Genomic DNA, 24,985 nt, shown 5'->3' with positions numbered 1-24,985 from the left:
TAATGAAAAACTACTTCTCGCTTAACTCAATGAGCAAAAAGCTGCTGTTTATTTTAATGAGTGTTGCGCTTATCTCTACCGCTACCGTTACTGCTGTTTTTAGCGCGTATGAGCTCAAAACAGCTAAAGAAGAACAAACGCAAAGCCTAAAATCGCTATCTCAAATATTGGCTCCCAATATAAGTACGGCCTTAATTTTTTACGATATTGCTGCCATTAAAGAGCTCATTGAGCCGCTATTAATGCGCTCCGACATTGTTTCTGTAGAAGTGCTAGACAATTTTAGCCAACAACTCGCAAGCGTTGCAGCACCTAAATACAATAAAGAAAACTCAGCTGCGCATACTACAGAAGTAAAAACACCACTAAAAATTGATGCACAGCGCTATGGTACACTTATTGTGCGCGCCGACGACAGTGACCTAGACAACAGAGCTGCTTTTTATGGTCGGTTTATTATTATATTAATGATTTTTAGCTTTATTTTAAGTTTGCTTGTATCGCTAATGCTTAGAAAACGTTTTTTAAACCCCATTTTATATTTAGCACAAACTGCGGAACAGATAACCTCATCTAACGACTATAGTTTACGAGCTAAAGAGCTTTCAAAGGACGAAGTGGGTAAACTAACCAGCTGTTTTAATACCATGCTACACACTATAGAACAGCGCGATAACCTACTTGAAAGCCAAGTAAAACGAAGAACAAAAGAGCTCGAAAATGCGAATGTTCAATTGCATCAATATGCTTATCAAGATGGCCTAACCGACCTACCTAACCGCCGCTACTTTTACGAGCACCTGCAACAACTTGTAAGTCCCCCTGAGCAACCATTTTCTTTGGTGTTTATTGATTTAGATGGCTTTAAAGAGGTAAACGATAGCTTAGGCCATGACTTTGGTGACTTATTACTCCGCGAGGTGGCTAAGCGACTTCGCCGCTGCTTAAAACAGCAAGATATTGTGGCGCGTTTAGGCGGTGATGAATTTACCCTTATACTTAAAGGAGTAAACGATACAACAACGGTCTCCCATATAGCTCACGATGTAATGAAAAGCCTTACCCGAACCATAACTATTAAAAACGAGCATGTTCAGGTAACTGCAAGTATGGGCGTGGCATTTTTCCCACAAGACGGCGACTCGGTAGAAACGTTGATCAAACGAGCCGACCAAGCAATGTATTTATCAAAAAGTAAGGGGCGCAATAGGTTCGAATTTTTTTCCTATGAAATGGAAGAGCTCGCTATTGAAAAACGTCGTCTTATAGAAGAGATACGCATCGGCTTGCATAAAAACCAGTTTGAACTTTACTACCAACCAATATGGGACCCACATTCACATACGCTAAAAAAAGCGGAAGCGCTGATCCGTTGGAATCATCCAAAAAAAGGCATTATTGGCCCTGCCGAATTTATTGATGTAGCAGAACAAAATGGCTTAATAAAAGAGCTAGGAGAATGGGTTAAATCGCAAGCTGTTCGCGATGCTGTAGAGTTTAATAAACTAAGTTATACACCGGTGCAAATTAGTGTAAACACCTCACCTTTAGAAATTGACCGCGACGGTGTGTGGGTTACACAGTGGGTAGAGGCATGCAAACTTTATAAATTGCCCCCTCACACGATTCTAATTGAAATAACTGAAAACAGCTTAATGGACCCAGATAACGCAATTCAACACCATTTAAAGCGGCTTAACGCGCTTGATATAGACATTGCCATTGATGATTTTGGTGTTGGCTACTCATCGCTTGCGTACCTGCAACAATTAGACATTGATATACTTAAAATAGATCAATCGTTTGTACAAAATATTGAAGCCAATAGTAGCAGTATAGCGCTAATTAAAGCCATAATTACAATGGCGCATAACTTAGGGGTAGAAGTGGTCGCCGAAGGGGTAGAAACACCCACTCAACAAGCGCAATTAATTGCATTGGGCTGTGACTATATTCAGGGCTATTTATATTCAAAGCCACTTTCAAAGCAAAACTTTATAAATAGCCATCTGCAAATAAAAGCCACCACCGAATAATTACAGCCAGCGCGGTACGGTTTGCTTGTAGTTTAGGTAGTCACTATTAAAGCGTGTTGCTAAATGTGCTTCTTCAACCACTATTTGTTTATAAAGTGCAATTAAGCCCACGGCCAAGCAAATTAAACTAAATACACTCGGTAAGGCTAAAAAGAATCCCAGCTGAGCAGTTGCCACACCTACATACATGGGATTGCGCGAAAAACTATATAAGCCTGTGGTTTTAAGCGTTTGCGGTCCATTTGGATCTATACCCGAGCGCCAAAGTGACGCCATATGAAAATGCACCACCATGCTAAGTGTAAAGCCCGCCGTGAGCAAAATATTGCCAAACATAACACCTGGCCACCCATTTAAGGAATTAAACATACCTAAGTAGTTGTCGGTGGCAGGTACAAACACACGCAGCACACACACTAACCATATAGCAGCCCGAAAAAACTTAAACGCCATATGATTCCACCAGCTAGTACAAAACTTAGCGCCAGGAAAAATAACACCCGCAGGCGTAGAACGGTTTTTATAAATAATTCTAACAGTGTAAAACCCCGCCACAAACGTATAAAAAAGCGCTAAATACACACGCGTAAATTCGATTAGCGAAGCAGAATCATCTATAAACGGTTGGTAGCTCATTAATTTATTTTCTTCATCCTTTTATAATAATTTCATCATAATAGCCATGCTATTTATTAACAAGGTTAGTGTGCTAAAAACGTATAGTGGGTTTTTACCTAAAAACTATAATTTATACCCGCGTAGTAGCGCCTACCTGAGTAACTTGAACTTAATAAACGCGCATCGGTATCATTACCTAAACGCGTAACAGTTTCCGATTTAGTTAAATTAATAACAGAGGCTGTTAAACTTAAGCTATCAGATATATTAATGGCGGCATTTACATCAACTTGCTCGTAAGGGTCTTGATATACATTTAAACCACTGTTTAAGCCAAGTACTGTTTCGCCGCGTTTATTGTACGACGCGCGAAGAGTAAAGTACTCGCCTTCGTAATAAGCGGAGGTGTTGTATTGGTATTTAGCGCTTCCAATTAATGGCGATTGGCCAAATTCTTCACCATTTACACTTACATCGGCTTTATTGGTTTTGTTATAGGTGTAATTAGCATAAAAGCCAAAACCACCTGCAAATGCATGTTGTATAAATACTTCAGCCCCTTTTGATACTGCATCAGTGCCGTTACCCACGGTGCTGTATGGCGCAACGGTAATTACCCCGCTTTCTACTATATTTTCTTTGCCTGCAAACTCTTGCTGCATATCTATTACCAGCGGCACAACAAAGTTATCAACCTTTTTATGAAACAGCGCTAACCCGAATGCTGAGCCCTCGGCGTAATAATATTCAATAGATAAATCGGCCTGCACTGATTCAAAAGGTTTTAAATTTTTATTACCGCCACTGCCACTAAAGCCTGCAAGCTCGTTAAATGCAGCTCTGTCATCTGCCCATTCATTTGATACAAACGTAATACGCTGCTGCGAGCCTAAATCGCTGTAATCTGGTCGCGCCATCACTTTAGCAATAGCGCCTCTAATCACTAAATCGTCGGTGGCATCCCACGCTATATTCAAGCTGGGTAGAATTTGTGTGTCGGTGTTTTTTTGTGTAACCAACTGATAGTCTTCTACAAAACGCGCATCGCCAGTTACCGGCTCGCCTGTTTCATCATTGGTGTGATCACGTTGATAAGTATATAAATCGGTAGAAGAGGTTAATGTTTTAGTTTGTACTACGCGCACACCTAAATTACCCCTAATGTCACTCAATTCAAAATCGCCTTGAATGTAAAACGCTGATATTTTTTCTTCAATATCGTATACAAAATTATCTTCTATGCGGGTATAAGGTGTGTAGTTGTTTGTTACTAAATTTCGGTATTTATCCCAATCTATGCTGGGCATTTGGTTTATGTTAAACCCGCCCACTATATTGGTTTGATTAATAAACACCTCCTCGGCCAGTGGCATACCGCCATTCCATTGATAGCTATCAAATTGCGTTATGCCTTGCTCACTCGCTTCACCTGCAGCAATATCAAAGTTAGAGTCTACAAAAAACGTATTGCCGGTCTCGCGGTGTAAGTTAGCGTGGCGATATTTAGCACCGGTTCTAATGGTTTTTAAAAACCCCCAATCAACATAAAAGTCGATGTCGGCCTGGTAATAATCTTCCTCGAGTTCACTGCGAACAAAGCTTGAATTTGACGAGCCAGCATCACGGCCGCCGCCCAAACCACTTTGCAAGTTAGCGAATGTATTTGGGTCAATATTAAGTGATACATTATCTTGCGCTATTGACCAGCCAGCTGTTTGAGCTGCATTTTCTATAACGGCTTGGTTTTCACCAGCGTTTGAGCTTTTATATGCGGCTTCCCAGCTTTCTTCAGGCCCACCCTCAGATTGAGTGTTACCAATAACAAAACGTGCTTTAAAGGTATCGCCTTCGTAGGTTAAATTAAAATCAAACGTATCGGAGGTAGACTCTTCGCGTACATAACTGCCACGCATCCACGGAAACTGCATATCGTTTTCAACACCGCTAGCACTGGCATTATATTGCATACCCGTTGCAATAGTGCCTGTTTGATCAAGTGTAACGGCGGTTAAAAAATCAGGATTAAGTGACCATTCTGGTATATCAATGACTGATTCAGTTCTGTCTTGCCCAAGCGTAAACCCAAAGTAGTTAAAGCCAAGCTCTAAGTTGTTAGTTGGTCGCCACTGCGTACTAAATTGAATACCTTCACGCTCACGTTTTTCATTAAGCACTGAACCACGTACTACCTGCGGAAACCACACGCCATCATAACGATTACCACTGGCATCATTAATAGTATCCCAGCCATTATTGTTATCAACGGCATTTCCATTAATATCAGTAGGTTGGCCGTCACCAGTGTAACGCCATACATTGGCATCGGTGCTGCCTGTTAATGTGCGATTAGTACGCTCTTGATAGGTATAACCCACTAATACGCCAAAGGTGTCGTCGTCATTTTTCCAAGAATATAAGCCAGTAAATTGCGGCTCGTATTCTTTTGTTACATCAGCGTAAGTGGATTCAACATTAAATACACCTGAGTTTGCCTCCATGCTTAAAGGCTTGCGGCTATGCATCAATACTGTGCCACCCACGCCGCCTTCATCTAAACGTGCTTCTGGCGATTTATACACTTCTACGCTTTCTATCATGGCAGAGGGCAGTAAAGTGTAATCGAACGAACGAGAAGGCTCCCCGGGTGATGACGCTATAAAATTGCCATTAAGCTGAGTAAATGTAAGCTCAGATGATAAGCCGCGAATACTAACCGATGCCCCTTCTCCGCCGTCGCGTTCAATAACAACACCGGGCACTCGCTGCAACGAATCCGCTACGTTTTTATCAGGAAATTTCCCGATATCTTCGGCTGTAATTGCATCCACCACAGAGCCAGACATCCGCTTAACATCTAAATTCTCAGCCATACTTGTGCGTATTCCTCGCACTTCAATTACTTCCATGTTTTTTTTAAGCTGAGTTTTAGCGTTTTGTGAGGTAACACCATCGGCTAAACTAAGCGAACTTGAGCTAATAAGGGATACACAAAACAAAGATTTATATATTTTAGAAAAGGGGTAATGACGTGGGCAATTAATCATTTTTACAGCTATTCCATTTATGTTGCTTTTAGCTAAGCAAATAAGTGATTCCGTCAACGTATTGAGGTACGCAATAGTAAATTTTCGCAAAGTTTACATGGCGAAACTTAATCTATTGTTAACGTATGGCTTAATTTCCCCTTATCATGATTTAAAAACTGACTTACACCTCACTACCTAGAGCCTATTTGGTTTATATGGCTAGTTTTAAACGCTGTTTTAAGTGTAAAAAAACGCCTAGGGTATTGTGTAAAATACGCCATAAAGCAAAAAACCGCGAACGCGGTTTTAGTATATGCTTGTTTTTTATCGCACTATAGCCAATCAACTATTAGAGTTTAATTGGCTTGTGAATTGCCCCACCGCATTTACTACCTTTTGTGCTCCATCTTGGATTTCAGCCATAACATCACCGGACTCTTTAGAAAGCGCTAAACCTTGCTCGGCTTTTTCTTTACCTTGCTCAATAACGGCCACTGTACTTTGAGTTTGGGATTGATTGCGCTGCACAACTTCCACAATTTCTTCTGTTGCTTTTGATGTTCTTGACGCCAAATGCCTTACTTCATCAGCTACTACAGCAAACCCGCGCCCTTGCTCTCCTGCACGCGCAGCCTCTATTGCGGCATTAAGGGCAAGCAAATTGGTTTGCTCAGCGATACTACTAATACTTTGCACTATGCTGGCTATTTGTTGTGACTGCTGATCAAGTGCCGATATTTCATTAGCGGCTTGCTCCATATTTACGGCTAACTCATTCATAACAGAAACTGTTTCTTGTAGCACGCTACTACCACGCTCTGCGGTTTTATCTGTCTCTGTAGAGGTGCCGTAGGCAATTTCGGCAGCTTGCGATATAGCAATTTCGCGGTTTACTTGCTCAGTAATTACGGTGGCAAACTTCATTACTTTATAAAGTTGATCCGCATCATTTGATATTGGATTGTAAGTCGCTTCTAACCAAATCACGTTGCCATACTTATCTATCCGCTTAAACCTATCTGCAATAAATTGGCCTTGCCTTAATTTACTCCAAAATGCTTGGTATTCAGCCGAATTAGCTTCTTCGGTTTCACAAAACACTCGGTGATGCTGACCTATTATTTCTGATTCACTGTACCCCATGGCCGACAAAAACTGATCGTTTGCCGTTAATACGTGCCCCGCTAAATCAAACTCAATCACGGCCATAGAGCGATAAATCGCTTTTATTGTGTCGCTTTGCTCACGAGAAGTCGCAATCGTTTTGGTAAGTACAGTGCCAAACACAGAAAAATACAATAACTGGTTTTGCTCGCCCACCACTGGGTGCACTATTAACCTTAGCCATTCTGCATTGCCATCTTGGCGTATAAACTCTATGGCACCACTCCAGTGGCCTTCTTTTTGGAATGCTTTTTCAAGTTCTTCGTATTCAGGTGATAACCGCGACTGCTCAGAAATAAAATCGCCTAACTGATTATTTGTTAAATTATCTTCGTTATAACCTAATGCGTTTAAAAAGTTATCGTTAGCATGCGAAATGCGCCCATCATAAAGTACATTAAGTACCAGCATTTCTTTGTAAAGCCCTTCCCATACCTGCTCCAAGGGATACAGCTGGGCTTTTAAAGCGGCTATTTCGTTTTGCTTACCTTTTGAAAAAAACATTAATTTCCCTACCAAAAAACACTAAATCAAGTTACTTCCAGTATAGAAGGTATTAATGATAACGCGATAATTAATAAGTAGTTTAAGCTAAATTTTTACTCTATTTTTAAGCATATGCTTGTTTTTATGTGTTCAGCTATCACTTTCAACAAGGTTTACATACTTTTGTGCGAGCTGCTCAAGTGACTCCTTATTTAAAGGGTCGCTTTTAATACAATTGATAGGGCACACTATGACACAAGTGGGTTTATCGTAATGCCCCACACATTCTGTGCATTTATTTGGGTCTATTTGATAGATTTCTTCCCCCATAAAAATCGCGCTGTTGGGGCACTCATCTACACATACATCACAGTTAATGCATTTATCACTAATAAGTAGTGCCATGCCTATCCCTTACACACTTGCTATTTTTTTATAAGGGTTACGCGTATCTTGCTGCTCATCTAAATTACGCATCAAAATGGCATGCTCTACATTAATGCTCTCATCTAATGGTATTTTTACACTATGCCCAGACCCTTTTGCATCACTAATCCTTTCGCCCTGTTTGTTTTGCATGCTATCAAGTACAAATGTGATGTTACCTTGCGGGGTCATTAGCTCTAAAGAATCTCCTACACAAAATTTGTTTTTAACATCTATGTTTACTAACCCCTTTTCGTCGCGCCCTAACACCTCTCCTACAAATTGCTGCTTAGTCGATACCGAATGACCATATTCGTAATTTTGGTAATCTTGATGAGCATGGCGTTTTAAAAAGCCTTCGGTGTAGCCTCTATGCGCTAAGTTTTCGAGTGTTTTAAATAAGTTAGGATCAAACGCCTTACCTGCAACCGCATCATCAATTGCTTTACGGTAAACTTGCGCAGTGCGGGCAACGTAATAAAACGACTTAGTTCGCCCTTCTATTTTTAAACTATGTACGCCCATTTCTGTTAGCTTTTCAACATACTGTACGGCGCGTAAGTCTTTTGAATTCATAATGTAGGTGCCATGCTCATCCTCAAAGGCGGGCATATACTCACCAGGGCGTCCTTGCTCTTCAAGCATGTAAATATTATTTGTTGGCGCACCTTCACCAAGCGTTGGTATCACTGATTTAGGATCAATTCTATGAACCATTTCACCCGTTTCATTCTCAACACCTAGTTTAACGTCGTATTCCCAGCGGCAGGCATTGGTGCACGTACCTTGGTTTGGATCGCGCTTGTTTATATAACCTGAGAGCAAACAACGCCCAGAGTACGCCATACATAATGCACCATGCACAAACACCTCAAGTTCAGTGTTTGGGCATAGTGTGCGAATTTCTTTTATTTCTTCAAGCGAAAGTTCGCGCGATAAAATAACCCGCTCAATACCTTGTTTTGCCCAAAACTGCACGCTTGCATAATTAACGGCATTTGCTTGCACCGATAAATGAATAGGCATAGTGGGCCATTTTTCACGTACCAACATAATTAAGCCAGGGTCTGACATAATCAGCGCATCGGGCCCCATCGCAATCACCGGCTCTATATCACGTAAATACGATTTAACTTTGCTGTTATGCGGCGCAATATTAGAGACCACATAAAACTTTTTATTTTGCGCATGGGCTTCATTAATGCCTATTTGTAGTGTCTTTAAATCAAACTCGTTATTGCGTACCCGCAAGCTGTAGCGAGGCTGGCCGGCATAAACGGCATCAGCTCCATATGCAAAGGCATAGCGCATGTTTTTTAAACTCCCCGCAGGGCATAACAGCTCAGGTATAAAAGCAGTGATAGAAGAACCAGCTGGCATAAACGCTCCATACAGCTAACCGAGTACTCATCGGCTATGTGATTAATTAATTTACAAGCGCGGCATTATAAATGCGCCAAACAATGTGCTTTTGATCAAGATCATAAAACTGCAACCAAACTGGTTTTTAATAAAATTAGGTTTTTTCAATTAAAACGCGTATAATTCGCGCCCGTAAATATTCACACTTTTATTTAAAAATTATTGGAGCATAAAGATGGCTTTAGAGCGTACTTTCTCAATCGTAAAACCTGATGCAGTAGCAAAAAACCACATCGGCGCAATCTACAACCGTTTCGAAACTGCGGGTCTTAAAATCGTTGCAGCTAAAATGGTTCACCTTTCAAAAGAGAAAGCTGAAGGTTTCTACGCAGAGCACAGCGAGCGTCCTTTCTTCGGTGCTTTAGTATCTTTCATGACATCTGGCCCAGTAATGGTTACTGTTCTTGAAGGCGAAAACGCTGTTCTTAAAAACCGCGAAATCATGGGTGCTACTAACCCAGCTGAAGCACTAGCAGGTACTTTACGTGCAGACTACGCTGATAGCATCGACGAAAACGCTGTTCACGGTTCTGATGCTGTCGAATCTGCTGCTCGCGAAATCGCGTACTTCTTCGCTGACGAAGAGCTTTGCCCACGTACTCGTTAATTCGAGTTTTACAGCTAACGCTGTAATGCAAAGTAAGAAAAGGGCTTTCGAGCCCTTTTTTAGTCATTACGTAAAGTATCCTTAAGTACATTTTTGATATTTTACTTAATGATTAAAGTGGGTGAATTGTGTACAATTTATCCTTGTAAATTTTATCTCCACCGTCACCGATTGAGGTTGTTTCATGACCGAGCAAAAAAAGATTAACTTATTAGATTTAAACCGAGATGCAATGCGCGAGCTGTTTGTATCATTCGGTGAAAAGCCATTTCGTGGCGACCAGGTGATGAAATGGATTTATCATTTTGGCGTTGATAACTTTGACGATATGAGCAACGTTAATAAAAAGCTTAAAGAAAAGCTTAAAAACGAATGCGAAATTGTTGCGCCAGAAATCTCAGTGCGCCAGCAAGCAAGCGACGGCACTATTAAGTACGCTTTAGTGCTCGATGGCGGCCAAGAAGTTGAAGCGGTATGGATCCCAGAAAAAGACCGCGCCACTTTATGTGTATCTTCACAAGTGGGCTGTGCCCTTGAGTGTACGTTTTGCTCAACTGCGCAACAAGGCTTTAACCGTAACCTTAAAGTATCGGAAATTATTGGCCAAGTTTGGCGCGTAGCTAAAGACATAGGCCTTGATGGCAACAGCGAAAAACGCCCTGTTACCAACGTAGTAATGATGGGTATGGGCGAGCCACTACTTAATATTAAAAACGTCGTGCCAGCAATGGAACTAATGATGGACGACTGGGGCTTTGGTTTATCTAAGCGCCGCGTAACATTAAGTACCTCAGGCGTTGTACCTGCGCTTGATTTACTAAAAGAAAAAATAGACGTCGCACTTGCTATTTCACTTCACGCACCCGATAACGCACTGCGTGACGTACTTGTACCAATTAATAAAAAATACCCTATTGAAGAATTTTTAGCGGCGTGCCGTCGTTATATCGATGGCTCTAAAGCCAATAAAGACGTAACCATTGAATACGTTATGCTAAATGGCGTTAACGACAGCACCGACCAAGCCCATGAGCTGGTTAAAACGCTTAAAGGTACACCTTCTAAGGTTAACCTTATTCCGTTTAACCCGTTCCCAGGTAACGAATACACACGCTCTAGCAACAGCCGTATTGACCGTTTTTCTAAAGTACTGCAAGCAGCGGGTATTACGTGTATTGTGCGCCGTACCCGTGGTGACGATATTGACGCCGCCTGTGGGCAATTAGCTGGCGATGTTGTTGACCGTACAAAACGTATGGCGAAAAAGAAAATGCGCGACGATAACGCCATTAGTGTAAATATTCAGCAAGCATAAGCCTGCCACCACCCTGTGTATTTTCCCTATACAGGGTGGTTAAGTTGTTTATTTTTAAATAAATGATGCAACACTAAAGGTTTTAGGTAAGATAGGCGCTATGGATAGAAAAACAGAGACAAGGTAATGCGATCTTTACTTGCTTTAACACTTTCAACACTAGCCCTTAGCGGATGTGTAAGTGAAAGTAGTTATAACGGCAGTGACAAACCCGTCGTCGAAAACAAAATCAATAATGCAGGCGCAGCACGCACTCGTATCGCCCTCGCTTTACAATATTTAGAAACAGGCAACAACTCGCAAGCAAAGTATAACCTTGAGCGAGCTATAGAATTTGCCCCTAATCTGCCTGAAGTTCATTACTCTCTTGCTTATTATTACCAACAAGTAGGCGAAAAAGAGCGTGCCGATAAAGCCTATCAAAAAGCATTAGCAATTAAGCCTGACGATCCGAATACGCTTAATAACTACGGTGTGTTTTTATGTAGCATTAAAGAGTATGATCGCGCAACCGATCAGTTTTTAAAAGCAATTGATATCCCAAGCTATATACGCGTTGCCGAAAGCTACGAAAACCTTGCATTATGTGCCATTGAATTTAACGACTTTGAAAATGCAGAGAGTTACTTTAAACAAGCACTTAATCACAGCTCGCAACGTACATCGACCCTAATAAGCTTAGCCGCCCTTTTTTATGCTAAAAGCGATTTGCATAAAGCCAGCGAAGTACTAAAGCGCCATGACGACACCGGCCGAGTGTCTGCACGGGCTTTATTGCTTGGTTATTTAATTAAGCAGCGTATGGGCAGAATAGAAGAAGCAGAAAAAATTGCCGCTACTATAATGCAAACTTACCCGACAAGTAAGCAAGCCTATGCTATTCGCGATAATCGTACCAAACAAACTGAGTTTGAAATTCTACGCGAAAAATACCGTAAAGCGCAGCTTGAAGAGCTTCAAGAGCAGTACGGCGAAGAGCAAATTAGGGTTGAGCAACCAAAAATTAAAATTATTCGTAAAAAACGCCCAACTACCGATAATTCGACCAGCTTAATTTCCCCAGGGGTTGAGCCTTCAAGCTCAGTATTAAATGAGGCGCCAAGCGCGCAGGCAACCATCGCAGCTGTAAACAAACAAAAAAGCGTAGCTGAGCAAAGTGATGACGCTAACACTCTCACGCCAGCCCCACAACCCGCGCAAACTAAAGTAGTTACAACAACTAAAGCTGTGGTGCCAGCTGCGGCAGCGGCTCCAACCGTAAAAAATACTGCCCAAGCGCCTGAAACTAACAAAGAACAACCTGCCCAAGAGGTAAACAAGCCTACACCTGCAGAGTCTAAAACAGATACCGCAGCCGTGCTTATGGCATTAACAACGGATCACCAAGCGCAACACACGGCTAAAACCACAGCTGAGCCGCCAAAAACTGCCACTACACAAACAGCTAAAGAGGATGACGAAGTAAAAATAATTTCATTTGGCGCACCAAAACAAGCTAACTTTAATACTCCACAAAATACACGTTCTGCTGCAAATGGCCCCCAGAATACGGGCTTAAATAATGCAGTTGTATTTTACGAGGCTAAAAAAGACAGCGCTGTATTTAGTGGTAATTCATACAGCGACAACCAAGACATTACACTCAAAAACTATCAACCAAGTGTAAAACAAGTGCCACCAATGCTTAATCCAAAAGTCCCCCCTTTAAAGGTGCCTTTTCATATTATTGAGTTTGGTGAAAACCTATTTAGCATTTCAGTGCGATACAATGTTAAACTACAAAAACTCCTGCAGTGGAATGGTCTAAAGGAGTCGGATCGTGTTATCAACGGAAGTAAAATTTATTTAAACGATCCTAATATTTATTACGAGATTAAAGCTGGCGATACCCTTTACGACATAGCTACCCAGCGGCATGTATTAATTGATGAATTAATGCGATGGAATAAATTAAGCCCAGATATAGAACTTACACCTGGGCACAGACTATTACTAGTGGATCCAAATTCGTACCTATTATGACAGAAGAAACTACGCAACAAAGCGATGAGCCAAGTGTTGGGCAACTATTAAAAGCGCACAGAGAGCAGGCTAATGTAAGCTTAGAGTCACTTACTGGCCCACTTAAGCTTTCTATTTCTCAATTACAACGCTTAGAAAGCGATCAGTATCAAACATTAGGCCCTATTACCTTTGTAAAAGGCTACATTAAAAACTATTGCCGTGAACTACACGTCGATAGCGCCCCTATATTAGCCAGATTGCCTGCACCGCCTGAGCCTACAAAGCCGGCTAACATGCAAAGCTTTTCGCGCCGCACAGAAAAAGAAGCCCACGACAGCCGCCTAATGCTGGTGAGCTACATTATTTTAGCCATTGTTATTGGCTCATCTGCCTTATGGTTTTGGCAAAATGCCACCCCTATCGATGAGCAAACAAGCACAATCAATATTGAAAATTCAGTTTTAGATAACCTGCAAACTAACAACGCGCTAAATAACGAAAGTCAGAACACCTCTCAAATGCAAGCAACACAGGCTATTGAGCGCACACCGGCGGTAATGCCTATAAGTGCTGAACAAGTCCCCTTAAGTGAAGCCGTTAATGCCACGGCGCCTATTGCCGCTGACACCCAAGCAGCCACTAACGAGCCCGACACGCAAAGTAACACCAGTACAATTAACATGGTGTTTAACGATGAGAGCTGGGTAGAAATACACGATGGCGAGGGTGAGCGCATTGCATTTGGCGTAAAAAAAGCAGGCTATAAAATGGCTGTAAGCGGTACCCCGCCTTTTTCAGTTGTGCTAGGTAAGCACGACGTAGTTAGTGTTTCTCTAAACGGCGAACCAGTTGATATCTCTGGTTATCCTAAAAATCGTTTAGCCAAATTTAAATTACCATTAGCAGAGTAGTCGCTATGTTTTCAGAATCTCCAATTAAACGCAGAAAATCAACCCGCATCAATGTAGGCAACGTGCCTATTGGTGACGGAGCCCCTATTGCCGTGCAGTCGATGACCAATACCGACACCCTAGATATAGATGCCACGGTTGCGCAAATCCAAGCAATACAAGATGCCGGCGCCGATATAGTGCGTGTATCTGTACCAACAATGGATGCTGCAGAAGCGTTTAAAAGTATAAAAGAGCAAGTTAGTATACCGCTTGTAGCCGATATTCACTTTGATTACCGCATAGCGTTAAAAGTGGCAAAATACGGCGTAGATTGCCTGCGCATAAACCCAGGGAATATAGGTAGTGAAGAGCGCATTAGAGCTGTTGTAGACTCAGCGCGCGAGCATAATATTCCTATTCGTATTGGTGTAAATGGCGGCTCATTAGAGCGCGACCTACAAGAAAAATACGGCGAGCCAACTCCCGAGGCATTACTTGAATCAGCAATGCGCCATGTAGATATATTACGCCGCCTTGACTTTGACCAATTTAAAATATCAGTAAAAGCATCAGACGTATTTTTAGCTGTAGGCGCTTATCGCTTACTTGCTAAAGAAATAGATCAACCCCTGCATTTAGGGATCACCGAAGCCGGCGGCATGCGCTCAGGCTCGGTAAAATCGGCTGTAGGCTTAGGCATGTTACTTGCCGAAGGTATTGGTGATACGCTGCGTGTATCACTTGCTGCTGACCCAGTTCAAGAAATCAAAGTCGGTTTTGATATTTTAAAATCGCTGCGTATACGCTCACGCGGTATTAACTTTATTGCCTGCCCTAGCTGCTCACGTCAAGAGTTTGATGTCGTAAGCACCATGAACCAGCTTGAAGAGCGCCTTGAAGATGTGGTTGAGCCAATGTCTGTTTCAGTAATTGGTTGTGTCGTTAACGGCCCAGGCGAAGCCCTTGTGAGTGATATTGGCCTTGCCGGTGCAAACCGCCGCTCAGGTTTATACATTAATGGCGAGCGTCAAAAAGCGCGTATTGATAACAACAACATTGTTGACCAGCTTGAAGGCTACGTGCGCGACTTTATTGCTCAAAAAGAGCAGCAAACACCTATCGACATTAAAATAGTCGAATAAATACCGTATAAAGCGCCAAACCATGCTGTTTGGCGTTTACCTTTATAGCTAGAGGATACCCAAACGACCCCAAGATACAGAATTCAGCGTTTCACAGGCTCTTAATATCAAGGCGTTACTTTGCAAAAATGGCAATCCCTTTTAAAAAGTAACAACGATGAGAATAAGTGTCTGTAAACCGCCCAACGGGTTGGTTTAAAAGCGATTTATACTGCGTTATTGATTTTAACAATAGAACCACTATTACTTTCAATCAATGCCTTGCCTAAATCGCTTTTAATTCAAACGACGCTCGCATCATGGGGTCATTTGGGTATATAATGACGGGTCAATTTTTAGCATTCTTGTTGTGTAAGCATTTTTTTATTACACATAAACAGTAATTAGGATTTATCAGTGGCAAAACAAATTCAGGCAGTTCGCGGTATGAACGATTGTCTGCCGGGCGACACGCAAGTTTGGCAGAAAGTAGAAAACATTTTACGCGAGACAGTAGCATCGTTCGGTTATCAAGAAATTCGTTTTCCTATTGTAGAATCAACCGACTTATTTAAACGCTCTATTGGTGAAGTAACCGATATAGTAGAAAAAGAAATGTACACTTTTGCCGATCGTAACGGCGACATGCTAACCCTTCGCCCAGAAGGCACCGCAGTATGTGTACGCGCAGGTAATCAAAATGGCTTGCTTTATAACCAAGAGCAGCGCCTGTGGTACATGGGCCCAATGTTTCGCCATGAACGTCCGCAAAAAGGTCGCTACCGTCAGTTTCACCAATTTGGTTTAGAAACATTTGGTATTGCCACAGCCGACATAGACGCAGAAGTTATATTATTAACAGCGCAATTATGGAAAGCGTTTGGCATTAGCGAGCACGTACGTTTAGAGCTTAACTCGTTAGGGTCTAACGAAGCGCGCGCCGATTACCGCGATGCACTTGTAGCCTACCTTGAACAACATACCGACGTACTCGACGAAGATTCAAAACGCCGTATGTACTCAAACCCATTACGTGTACTTGATAGCAAAAATCCAGACGTGCAAGCAATCTTAGTGGATGCGCCTAAATTGTCTGAGCATTTAGATGCTGAATCAAAAGAACATTTTGCAAATTTATGTGAACGTTTAGACGCAGCTGGCGTCATATACACGGTTAATGAAAAGTTAGTACGTGGTTTAGACTACTATAACCGCACCGTGTTTGAATGGGTAACCGACAGCTTAGGCGCACAAGGTACAGTATGTGCCGGCGGACGCTACGATGGCTTAGTAGAGCAACTTGGCGGTAAAGCCACCCCAGCGGTGGGTTTTGCAATGGGCCTAGAGCGTTTAGTGCTGTTACTCCAAGCACTTGAGTGTGTAGGTGACATTCGCCGCAATGCTGATGTATATTTAGCGGCAATGGGCGACAAAGCAAGCATTCAAGCCCCAGCCATTGCAGCTCAATTGCGTAGCGACGTGCCAGGTTTACGCGTTATGGTGCATGCTGGCGGCGGTAACTTTAAAAAACAACTAAAACGAGCTGATAAAAGCGATGCACTAGTGGCTGTTATTATCGGCGAAGATGAATTAGAAAAAGGCGTTGTGACCATCAAATATTTACGTGAGCGTAAAGAGCAAGTCACACTAGAATTAGAACAAGCTAAAGCGCTATTAGCTGAGCTTATCAATAGCTAAGCTAACTTAAGAGGTAATAATGGACATTTATTCAACAGAAGAACAACAAGCAGAAGCCATTAAGCGCTTTTTTCGCGAAAACGGTATTTCACTTGCGCTAGGTGTAATTGTGGGTTTAGGCGGATTATACGGCTGGAAAGCCTACAACCAAAACCAAATTACAACGGCTGAGCAAGCGTCTGACGAATATACAACACTTGTACAAAGTGACGATGTACTTGACGCGGCCGATACATTCATTAAAAACAACCAAGACACAAGCTATGCAACTTTAGCCGCTTTTGTTGCGGCAAAAGACGCTGTTGATGCAAAAAAATTAGACTTAGCTAGTGAAAAACTAAGCTGGATTGTTACAAACGCTCAAAGCGAAGAGCTTAAAGCCATTGCCATTACGCGCTTAGCACGTATTCAACTTGCACAAGGCAAGTATGACGAAGCACTTACAACGTTAAACTCGCCACTACCAGAAGCATACAGCGCCAATGTAGCAGAACTTAAAGGCGATATTTACATTGCGCAAGGTAATAAAGACCAAGCTCGCTCTGCATACCAAGCAGCGGCTGAAGCAGCGGGCTCAGCTACAAACCCTTTATTACAAATTAAATTAGACGACCTAGCAGTAACTAGCCCAGCGGCATAAGGTTTTAGGTATGAAAAAAATAACAACAGCAACGCTCGCACTATGCATGGCAACACTTATGGGTTGCTCATCAAGTGATGACGAAGATGAGTTAGTACTTCCTGAAATTGTTAATCAGTTTGAAACAGAGGTAGTGTGGCAAGAGTCGGTTGGCAGTGGTGTAGAGCATTATTTTTCTCGCTTATCGCCTGCTGTTTACAAAGACACTATTTATGTAGCCAGCCGCGAAGGCCAAATTGAAGCACTGTCGCTTACTAATGGCGATACACTATGGGAAACCGACATACGTGAAGACGTATCGTTTTGGCCATGGTCAGATAACGGCACTGCAAAATTATCAGGCGGTATACTACAAGCTTATGGTAAAATTTACGTAGGCTCTGAGCACGGCTTTATTATTGCGCTTGACCGTGAAACCGGTGAAGAAGTATGGCGTAAAAATGTACCTGGCGAAGCACTGTCTAAACCAGCCGCAGGCGATGGCCTAATTTTTGTAAACTTAGGCTCGGGTAAATTATTAGCACTTCACCCAGATACAGGCGAAGAACGCTGGAACTTTGAACAAGAAGTCCCCCCGCTTACATTACGTGGCCAAAGCTCGCCAACTGTAGCAAACGGTGGGGTGTTACTGGGCCTAGAAACAGGCAAACTAAGTGTGCTTATTTCAGAAAGTGGCTACTCAGCATGGAGCGCAGAAATTGCCGTTGCTAAAGGCGCATCAGAATTTGAGCGTTTAGTGGATGTAGACACGCAACCTATTATTAGCGGTCCTTACGCATATGCTATTGCATATAATGGTAACCTAGCAGCAGTAGATATTCGCTCAGGTAATGTTGTATGGAAACGTGAATACAGCAGCTATCGCGAAATAGCGATGGATGCCCAAACTATTTACCTAGTAGATAGCGAAGGCGTAATTTACGCATTAGATAAAAATTCAGGTATTGAACGTTGGAGCCAACCCGCTCTGCGTGGTTGGTACCTAACAGGCCCTGCAGTAGCAGGTAGCCACTTAGCTTTAGGTGACCAAGAAGGTAACCTTCATTGGTTAAACAAAGACACTGGCGAGTTAGTATCTCGTGAAGAATTTGACAGCTCGGGCTTTTTTGTAGAGCCGGTTGTAGCCGACGACAAGCTAATTTTATACACCCGTGATGGTGAAGTTAGCGCGGTTACAATACCGAACTAACTAGCTAACACTTAAAGGTTTTTTGTAAGGCTTCGCACTGCGAAGCCTTTTGTTGTTTTTTAAAGAGGTAGTTTATGCTTCCCGTGATCGCTCTAGTTGGGCGACCCAATGTGGGCAAATCCACATTATTTAACCGTTTAACACGTACTCGTGATGCACTCGTAGCCGATTTTCCAGGTTTAACACGAGATAGAAAATATGGCCAAGCTAATTACGATGGCTATGAATTTATCGTGGTAGACACGGGTGGTATTGATGGCTCCGAAGAAGGCATCGAAACCGAAATGGCTGATCAGTCATTACTCGCCATTGAAGAAGCCGATATTGTGCTGTTTTTAGTTGATGCCCGCGTAGGCATGACCGTAGCCGACCAAGCCATTGCAAATCACTTGCGAAAGCAAGAGAAAAAGTGCTTTGTGGTTGCCAACAAAACAGATGGCATTGACGCCGACTCAAACTGTGCTGAATTTTACCAATTATCATTAGGTGAAGTACATCATATCGCGGCAGCCCATGGCCGTGGTATAACACTATTGCTTGAACAAACGCTGCAACCTGTAATTGCTGAGCTTGCCGCGCTTGACGAAGACGTTGCTGATGATGACGAAGAATTAATTGACCTTTATCAAGAAGCCGAAGGCGACGATACAGACCATCAAGCGTTTGCCGATAAACCAGTAAAACTGGCTATTATTGGTCGCCCTAACGTAGGTAAGTCTACACTTACAAACCGTATACTTGGTGAAGAACGTGTAATTGTATACGATATGCCAGGCACCACCCGCGACTCTATTTATATTCCGATGACCCGTAACGACAAAGAATATATTTTAATAGATACCGCAGGTGTTCGTAAGCGTAAAAAAGTAAGCGACGTAGTTGAGAAATTCTCAGTAATTAAAACACTTCAAGCCATTGAAGATGCAAACGTTGTACTACTAGTTGTTGATGCTCGCGATGGCATTTCTGATCAGGACTTAAGTTTATTAGGTTTTGCGCTTAACTCAGGGCGTTCATTAGTAATTGCTGTGAACAAATGGGATGGGCTTGATGATTACGTTAAAGACCGTATTAAAACAGAGCTTGATCGCCGTTTAGGCTTTATCGACTTTGCACGCTTACACTTTATATCTGCGCTTCATGGTACAGGTGTTGGCCACTTATTTGAGTCGGTTGATGAGGCGTACGAGTCAGCAACTAAGCGTATTAGCACCGCAATGCTACGCCGTATTATGGACATGGCACAGGCCGATCACCAGCCGCCACTTGTTCGTGGTCGTCGTGTTAAGCTTAAGTACGCACATGCCGGTGGTTATAACCCGCCACGTATTGTAATTCACGGTAACCAAGTTCACGATTTACCAGATAGCTACAAACGCTACCTGATGAACTACTACCGTAAAGCACTTAAAATTATGGGCACACCAATCAAAATTGAATTTAGAGAAGGTGATAACCCATTTGCAGGGCGTACAAACAAAGTAACGCTTTCGCAAAAACGTAAAATACGTGCCTTTGCAAAAGAAAACCGTAATAAATAAACTGCATAAGCATTAATTTATTTCAAGAAAAAACGGCGTACTTTTTAGTACGCCGTTTTTTATGCTTTATACCAATTCACTTAATTAAGTGAGCTATTTTGATGCTTGGTATTAAAGATTAAGTAATGCTAATTGCACCAGCCGCTCAACCGTGGTGTTTTGGGTATTTTTGGGCGCTTTGGGGTAATACTTAGATTTTGGCGACTTAATAGTTATAAACCCATGATTGGTTGCCATTTCGTGCGCTAACAGCTTTCGCTCTTTGGGGGTTAAATGGTTTTCGTGTATTTTTGCAAGCTCCCCGCTATCAAGCCATATGCCAGCGCAACCTGGGCACTCGTCTATCTCAACCACTTTGAGCGGTGAAAAAAACCGGCGCATCATCACCACTTTTTTGCACTTTGGGCAATTAATTCGTTGCGATACATCGTATTCACTCTCGCTATATTCACCCAAGTACTTAAGTAGCACCTGGCCATGCTTTAACTCAGGCGAGCTAAACTTAAAAATTTGGCTGTTATCAAAAAATACGCCGCCTTGTGCTGACGTGTAAACAGTAATCCCGCCAATTAATAACGGCTCAAGAGAGGTATTTGTGCGTGGGCATAACATTCTAAAATCCTTTTATTTTAATACTTAACTTACACTACTTTACTCAAGTGCTTTATGAATAAGCCCAACAAGCGGTGGTGGCAATGTAATATGTCCAGCCAATACAAACTCATGTGCTTCGTCTGACATTTTTTGCCAAGTACGGCGAATAATCCCTATCCATTTCAGCTCATCGTAATCAGGCTTGCTATTAGCAAACCCGAGCATGTAATGCTCAATAAATACAAGGCTAGCTACATCTTCTACTAATTGGCTGTCGGGGTTATGTTTAATATTCTTTTTAGCCACTGCATCGTACACTCTGTTTTGCTCAGTCTCACCGTACCCAGCTTGCTGCATAAGTGCGACAACACTACTTGCATGAAATATATAAAGTGCACTGCGCCAATGATGATAGCCCTGCTTATTCATTGCAAAGTCACTACGCGGCGACTTCCAGCGCTGAATATGCTGCCCACGCACTGCAATTTGCATTAGCTCGTCAGCACCTGGGTTAAAACGGCTAAGCATGTCGCTCATTCGAGTAGCATAAAGGCTTTCTTTGGGAACACTCTCACCATTAAGTTGCTCAGTATTAGGGTCTTGGTTGTTAGCTTCATCAATTAGGGCGATTACTTTATTAAACATGACGGTCATTTTTTATAATAAGTTTTAATTATTCTAAACGCTGATAAAACAATAAACTAGTGCGCCAATCAGTTATGCAGTGAAATTTGTTCAATCAAAAAGTAAAACCTAAAGGTACAAGTTATAAAAGTAAGCGCATTGATTAAGTTAACTTGTTATTATCTTAGAAACAAAAATAACATATGTGCGTAAACCAATAAAAATCAACGCGCTAAAAATGAGAATGATATGTTTAAAAAAAGTATTTTAGCCATTTGCTTAGCGGTTGCGTCGCTACCAAGCCTAGCCGACAGTAACAGCGATTTAAAAACCATTATTGATAACCACTGGCAAAACGCCAAAGCTGAAAAAATATTTTTTCGTACCGACCCAGACGGCTGGAAGCCGAACGGTACATTGCCAAATTGGAGCGAGCAAGCCATTGCTAAGCGCCAAGCTTATAACAGCAGCGTACTAAAAAGCTTAGCCAGTATTGACCCAAAAACACTCAACAACGATCAGCTAATGAACTACCGCTTATTTAAATATGAGCGAGAAACCGAGCAGCAAAGCTACCTTTATCAAGATAAGTATTTTCCGGTTAATTTTTTAAGTGGCTGGCATACTTACTTTGCAGAAGCGCCCGCTAACATGGCTTTTTTAACAGCTGATGATTACAACGCATTTTTAATCAGCCTTGCCGACTACCCACGCTTTAATCAGCAAAATATTGATTTAATGAAAGAAGGTATAAAAACAGGCTTTACCCATTACTGTAAAACCTTTGAAAATTACAGCCAAAGCATTAGCGCGCACATAGTTAACAACCCCGAAAACAGCGCGCTTTACGAGCCCTTTACGCGTATACCTAATACCTTTAGCGCAGCGCAAAAAGCAAGCTTAAAACAAAAAGCCCAAGCTGTAATTAAAGATAAAGTAATTCCTGCCTATCAGCATTTTTATGACTTTTTTAAAAATGACTATATGCCACATTGTAGAACGCAGCCGGGCATTGCAAGCGTTAAAGGCGGGCTTGATTACTACAAGTACACGGTTAATTACTACACCACAACAAACGCCACACCAAAGCAAATTCATGAGCTTGGCCTTAAAGAAGTCGCGCGCATTAAAGCGCAAATGCAAAGTATTATCGATGAAGTAGAATTTGATGGCACCTATAGTGAGTTTTTAGAATTTTTAGCAACCGATGAGCAATTTTACGCAAAAGACGCGCAAGACTTGCTTGAAAAAACCGCGTTCATCACGCAAAAAATGTATGGCAAACTCCCCACTTACTTTGGCCATTTACCGCGTAATACCTTTACTATAAAAGGCTCAGCGAGTCGTGGTGCGTTTTATATGCCACCTGCTGATAACCGCTCTCCTGGCACTTACTTTTTAGCCTCAACACCTAAACTGCAGCCTTTGTATAATTTAGAAGCACTTAGCTTACACGAAGCCATACCTGGGCATCATTTACAAAATGCCATTGCTATGGAGTTAAATGTACCCGAATTTAGACGCACACTTAGCCACTCAGCATTTGGCGAAGGTTGGGCACTTTACACCGAACGTTTAGGTAAAGAAGCCGGATTTTATCAAAGCCCATACAGCGACTTTGGTCGTTTAGGTTACGAAATGTGGCGTGCCGTGAGGCTTGTTGTTGATACTGGGATTCATGCCTTTGGCTGGAGCCGCCAAAAAGCAATCGATTACCTAGCAAGCCACACCGCTTTGCCACAAAGCGCGGTGGAGGATCAGATAGATCGTTATATTTCATGGCCAGGCCAAGCGCTCTCTTACAAAATGGGCGAAATAAAAATACGCGAATTACGTGCAAAAGCCGAAAAAGAACTCGGCACACAATTTGATATTCGCAGCTTTCACGACACTGTAATAGGTCAAGGCTCGCTCCCTATGGCAGTACTTGAAGACGTTATAAACGATTGGATAGCACAACAAAAACCGGCTATTTAACATTAATGAGGGCGGTATTATTTGCCGCCTTTTTCTAAACGGACTTTTAATGAAACACCTATTTATTTTTATATCACTCATTTTATTTAGCAGCCAAGCTAATGCGTTTTGTTTAGAAGCGTCAAACTACATGGAGGGAGTAAAGTATGGCGTTTGTGGGGAGCAAATAGATTCAATTTCCCTTACGCCTTATTTTATTATATGGATGCTTTTAAACGTGTTGTTTGGGCAAATGCTTAATAAGCCAAATATACACGTAGGGTTTAAATATTTACTTTTCCTATGTGCATTCCCACTGAGCCCACTAGTACTATTAATGAATTTAACTGGAATGGTGGTATCTCGCGTTTATAAAAAATATTCAAACCCCGCAATAAATAAAGCCCAACCTAACCATGATTGCGCAGAACCCGTTATTGAAAAGCCGAGTGTTAATCAGCTAACAATTGGCGAGTACACTTTTGACAGCCTGCAGCAGTCTTTAACTAAAGAAGATAGCCTCTACACATTAGAGCCTAAATGCATGCAGGTACTTAGCTATTTAATAGAGCAACAACCAAGGATAGTTAGCCTTGAAGAGTTACACAATAATGTATGGGAGAATCAAATAGTAACCGACACCGCAGTTAGGCGAGTTATTAGCAAACTACGTGTAGCCCTTAACGATAACGACACAAAAAACCCCAAATATATAAAGTCTGTAATGAAGCGAGGTTATCAGCTTATAGCTGAAGTAAAAACACAACCTATTGAATCATAATGACTTATAAAAGTTATAACCAAGGTAATACCATGGTTATAACTTTATAATAACTAGTTAATGGCTTTGTTATCGTTATTTTTTGCCAATCGTTTTAATTTGTTTAGGCGCTGTAGAGCAGCCCACAAAATTAAACAATTAAGGAAAAAATATGAAACACTTATTACCTCTATTACTAGTATTAATCATAACAGTAATTACATTAAGCCTTATCAACAGCAACGAGTGTATAGAAATAGGCAACGCATCTATTGCCAGTATTACATTTGGCACGTGTGATTTATCTAACCCTCAATCAAACATATCACCACTTTTAGCTTTATTTTGGTTAGCCATGAGCGTTTGCTTTGCAAGCATATTACCTAAATCAACCATTGCTAATAAGTACAAAATTGCCTTATTTATACTTGGTTTACCACTCACTGTTTTTGTTTATTTAATTGACCTGAGCTGCACATAAGAAATGGAACTAAATGCCCTTGCGGTGATCAGATCTTTCGACCAAGAAACATAAGATTACCGAGGCAAGGGCATGAATAACTTAGATGCAATTTACGTAGATGTCGATGATTTTTGTTTATTGTTTGAACCTCAGTGGCTTAAACACCTAATAGAATCAGGTGAAAAGCAACGCATTAAGCCATCTCGACTATCTTCTAGCGAAGTGATGACTATATTAATTGCTTTTCATCAATCAGGTTATCGCGATTTTAAAACTTACTACACCAAATTTGTTTGTCAGTATTGGCGACATTATTTTCCTGATTTAGTCAGCTATACACGTATGTTGAAGTTACTTCAGGCCACGTTACCTGCTCTGTGTAGCTATCTGAAGCAGCGCTTT

The 24,985-nt window shown here is 41.8% G+C and carries 20 protein-coding genes and 1 pseudogene; 14 read left to right on the top strand and 7 right to left on the bottom strand.

Translation table 11 applies throughout. The features are described from left to right. Positions 1-2 precede the first annotated feature (2 nt). Complete coding sequence (locus CWC17_RS06330; protein WP_138612374.1) at positions 3-2,036, top strand: EAL domain-containing protein; 2,034 nt, start codon at positions 3-5, stop codon at positions 2,034-2,036. Here the strand turns inward: CWC17_RS06330 and CWC17_RS06325 are convergent, their stop codons facing one another. The 5 genes from CWC17_RS06325 to trhP all read right to left on the bottom strand — a co-directional run bounded on the left by CWC17_RS06325 (position 2,037) and on the right by trhP (position 9,136). Then, complete coding sequence (locus tag CWC17_RS06325; RefSeq protein ID WP_138612373.1) at positions 2,037-2,672, bottom strand: methyltransferase family protein; 636 nt, start codon at positions 2,670-2,672, stop codon at positions 2,037-2,039. A 98-nt stretch (positions 2,673-2,770) separates the two neighbouring features. After that, positions 2,771-5,698: a TonB-dependent receptor gene (locus CWC17_RS06320; RefSeq protein WP_138612372.1), complete on the bottom strand. Its 2,928-nt coding sequence runs from the start codon at positions 5,696-5,698 to the stop codon at positions 2,771-2,773. Between the two features lie 324 nt (positions 5,699-6,022). Next, positions 6,023-7,348 carry a methyl-accepting chemotaxis protein gene (locus CWC17_RS06315; RefSeq protein WP_138542379.1) on the bottom strand — a complete coding sequence of 442 codons (1,326 nt, stop codon included), beginning with the start codon at positions 7,346-7,348 and terminating at the stop codon, positions 6,023-6,025. A gap of 132 nt (positions 7,349-7,480) precedes the next feature. Further along, entirely contained in the window at positions 7,481-7,735 is a 255-nt protein-coding gene (locus CWC17_RS06310) for a YfhL family 4Fe-4S dicluster ferredoxin (RefSeq protein ID WP_138542380.1), read from the bottom strand. A 9-nt stretch (positions 7,736-7,744) separates the two neighbouring features. Further along, on the bottom strand, positions 7,745-9,136 hold the full coding sequence (gene trhP, locus CWC17_RS06305) for a prephenate-dependent tRNA uridine(34) hydroxylase TrhP (RefSeq protein ID WP_138612371.1): 1,392 nt from the start codon (positions 9,134-9,136) through the stop codon (positions 7,745-7,747). 217 nt (positions 9,137-9,353) lie between these two features. Between trhP and ndk the strand changes: the two genes are divergently transcribed. From ndk to der, 9 genes are all read left to right on the top strand, one after another. Further along, on the top strand, positions 9,354-9,785 hold the full coding sequence (gene ndk / locus CWC17_RS06300; protein ID WP_004586996.1) for a nucleoside-diphosphate kinase: 432 nt from the start codon (positions 9,354-9,356) through the stop codon (positions 9,783-9,785). A gap of 184 nt (positions 9,786-9,969) precedes the next feature. Further along, entirely contained in the window at positions 9,970-11,100 is a 1,131-nt protein-coding gene (rlmN, locus tag CWC17_RS06295; protein WP_004586995.1) for a dual-specificity RNA methyltransferase RlmN, read from the top strand. Between the two features lie 126 nt (positions 11,101-11,226). After that, the gene (pilW, locus tag CWC17_RS06290) at positions 11,227-13,122 is read left to right on the top strand and encodes a type IV pilus biogenesis/stability protein PilW (protein ID WP_138612370.1); all 1,896 of its coding nucleotides are present in this window, start codon (positions 11,227-11,229) and stop codon (positions 13,120-13,122) included. Continuing rightward, positions 13,119-14,015 (top strand): RodZ domain-containing protein, encoded by an 897-nt coding sequence (locus CWC17_RS06285; RefSeq protein WP_138612369.1) that lies wholly within the window; start codon positions 13,119-13,121, stop codon positions 14,013-14,015. The genes pilW and CWC17_RS06285 overlap by 4 nt, the downstream gene beginning before the upstream one ends. A 5-nt stretch (positions 14,016-14,020) precedes the next feature. Next, entirely contained in the window at positions 14,021-15,139 is a 1,119-nt protein-coding gene (ispG, locus tag CWC17_RS06280) for a flavodoxin-dependent (E)-4-hydroxy-3-methylbut-2-enyl-diphosphate synthase (protein WP_055016093.1), read from the top strand. A gap of 396 nt (positions 15,140-15,535) precedes the next feature. Then, on the top strand, positions 15,536-16,816 hold the full coding sequence (hisS, locus tag CWC17_RS06275; protein ID WP_055020187.1) for a histidine--tRNA ligase: 1,281 nt from the start codon (positions 15,536-15,538) through the stop codon (positions 16,814-16,816). A 19-nt stretch (positions 16,817-16,835) separates the two neighbouring features. Continuing rightward, positions 16,836-17,456 (top strand): YfgM family protein, encoded by a 621-nt coding sequence (locus CWC17_RS06270; protein WP_138612368.1) that lies wholly within the window; start codon positions 16,836-16,838, stop codon positions 17,454-17,456. Positions 17,457-17,466: 10 nt separating this feature from the next. After that, entirely contained in the window at positions 17,467-18,645 is a 1,179-nt protein-coding gene (gene bamB, locus CWC17_RS06265; RefSeq protein WP_055016096.1) for an outer membrane protein assembly factor BamB, read from the top strand. Between the two features lie 74 nt (positions 18,646-18,719). Beyond that, entirely contained in the window at positions 18,720-20,186 is a 1,467-nt protein-coding gene (der, locus tag CWC17_RS06260; protein WP_055016097.1) for a ribosome biogenesis GTPase Der, read from the top strand. 111 nt (positions 20,187-20,297) lie between these two features. Here der and CWC17_RS06255 read toward each other — a convergent pair whose 3' ends face one another. After that, on the bottom strand, positions 20,298-20,798 hold the full coding sequence (locus CWC17_RS06255) for a TFIIB-type zinc ribbon-containing protein (RefSeq protein WP_138612367.1): 501 nt from the start codon (positions 20,796-20,798) through the stop codon (positions 20,298-20,300). Between the two features lie 39 nt (positions 20,799-20,837). After that, entirely contained in the window at positions 20,838-21,425 is a 588-nt protein-coding gene (locus CWC17_RS06250; RefSeq protein ID WP_138612366.1) for a DUF4202 domain-containing protein, read from the bottom strand. Between the two features lie 228 nt (positions 21,426-21,653). On the opposite strand from CWC17_RS06250, the gene CWC17_RS06245 reads away from it, so the two are divergent. From CWC17_RS06245 to CWC17_RS06230, 4 genes and pseudogenes are all read left to right on the top strand, one after another. After that, on the top strand, positions 21,654-23,381 hold the full coding sequence (locus CWC17_RS06245; RefSeq protein WP_138612365.1) for a DUF885 domain-containing protein: 1,728 nt from the start codon (positions 21,654-21,656) through the stop codon (positions 23,379-23,381). A 49-nt stretch (positions 23,382-23,430) separates the two neighbouring features. After that, positions 23,431-24,141 carry a winged helix-turn-helix domain-containing protein gene (locus CWC17_RS06240; protein ID WP_138612364.1) on the top strand — a complete coding sequence of 237 codons (711 nt, stop codon included), beginning with the start codon at positions 23,431-23,433 and terminating at the stop codon, positions 24,139-24,141. A 151-nt stretch (positions 24,142-24,292) separates the two neighbouring features. Continuing rightward, positions 24,293-24,601, top strand: coding sequence for a transcriptional regulator (locus CWC17_RS06235; RefSeq protein WP_138612363.1), 309 nt, complete (start codon positions 24,293-24,295; stop codon positions 24,599-24,601). A gap of 72 nt (positions 24,602-24,673) precedes the next feature. Continuing rightward, positions 24,674-24,985: pseudogene (locus tag CWC17_RS06230) on the top strand (IS982 family transposase); the annotation flags it as partial.

It is taken from the genome of Pseudoalteromonas sp. S3785 (assembly GCF_005887365.1).
GTDB lineage: Bacteria > Pseudomonadota > Gammaproteobacteria > Enterobacterales > Alteromonadaceae > Pseudoalteromonas.
The sequence above is the reverse complement of the archived record's forward strand: the minus strand, read 5'-3'. Positions and strand labels throughout refer to the sequence as shown.

Bases quoted from the DNA above. Each gene is read 5' to 3' on its own strand.
- CWC17_RS06330 (WP_138612374.1), top strand. From the start codon at position 3: ATGAAAAACTACTTCTCGCTTAACTCAATGAGCAAAAAGCTGCTGTTT.
- CWC17_RS06325 (WP_138612373.1), bottom strand. From the start codon at position 2,672: ATGAGCTACCAACCGTTTATAGATGATTCTGCTTCGCTAATCGAATTT.
- CWC17_RS06320 (WP_138612372.1), bottom strand. From the start codon at position 5,698: ATGATTAATTGCCCACGTCATTACCCCTTTTCTAAAATATATAAATCT.
- CWC17_RS06315 (WP_138542379.1), bottom strand. From the start codon at position 7,348: ATGTTTTTTTCAAAAGGTAAGCAAAACGAAATAGCCGCTTTAAAAGCC.
- CWC17_RS06310 (WP_138542380.1), bottom strand. From the start codon at position 7,735: ATGGCACTACTTATTAGTGATAAATGCATTAACTGTGATGTATGTGTA.
- trhP (WP_138612371.1), bottom strand. From the start codon at position 9,136: ATGCCAGCTGGTTCTTCTATCACTGCTTTTATACCTGAGCTGTTATGC.
- ndk (WP_004586996.1), top strand. From the start codon at position 9,354: ATGGCTTTAGAGCGTACTTTCTCAATCGTAAAACCTGATGCAGTAGCA.
- rlmN (WP_004586995.1), top strand. From the start codon at position 9,970: ATGACCGAGCAAAAAAAGATTAACTTATTAGATTTAAACCGAGATGCA.
- pilW (WP_138612370.1), top strand. From the start codon at position 11,227: ATGCGATCTTTACTTGCTTTAACACTTTCAACACTAGCCCTTAGCGGA.
- CWC17_RS06285 (WP_138612369.1), top strand. From the start codon at position 13,119: ATGACAGAAGAAACTACGCAACAAAGCGATGAGCCAAGTGTTGGGCAA.
- ispG (WP_055016093.1), top strand. From the start codon at position 14,021: ATGTTTTCAGAATCTCCAATTAAACGCAGAAAATCAACCCGCATCAAT.
- CWC17_RS06270 (WP_138612368.1), top strand. From the start codon at position 16,836: ATGGACATTTATTCAACAGAAGAACAACAAGCAGAAGCCATTAAGCGC.
- bamB (WP_055016096.1), top strand. From the start codon at position 17,467: ATGAAAAAAATAACAACAGCAACGCTCGCACTATGCATGGCAACACTT.
- der (WP_055016097.1), top strand. From the start codon at position 18,720: ATGCTTCCCGTGATCGCTCTAGTTGGGCGACCCAATGTGGGCAAATCC.
- CWC17_RS06255 (WP_138612367.1), bottom strand. From the start codon at position 20,798: ATGTTATGCCCACGCACAAATACCTCTCTTGAGCCGTTATTAATTGGC.
- CWC17_RS06250 (WP_138612366.1), bottom strand. From the start codon at position 21,425: ATGTTTAATAAAGTAATCGCCCTAATTGATGAAGCTAACAACCAAGAC.
- CWC17_RS06245 (WP_138612365.1), top strand. From the start codon at position 21,654: ATGTTTAAAAAAAGTATTTTAGCCATTTGCTTAGCGGTTGCGTCGCTA.
- CWC17_RS06240 (WP_138612364.1), top strand. From the start codon at position 23,431: ATGAAACACCTATTTATTTTTATATCACTCATTTTATTTAGCAGCCAA.
- CWC17_RS06235 (WP_138612363.1), top strand. From the start codon at position 24,293: ATGAAACACTTATTACCTCTATTACTAGTATTAATCATAACAGTAATT.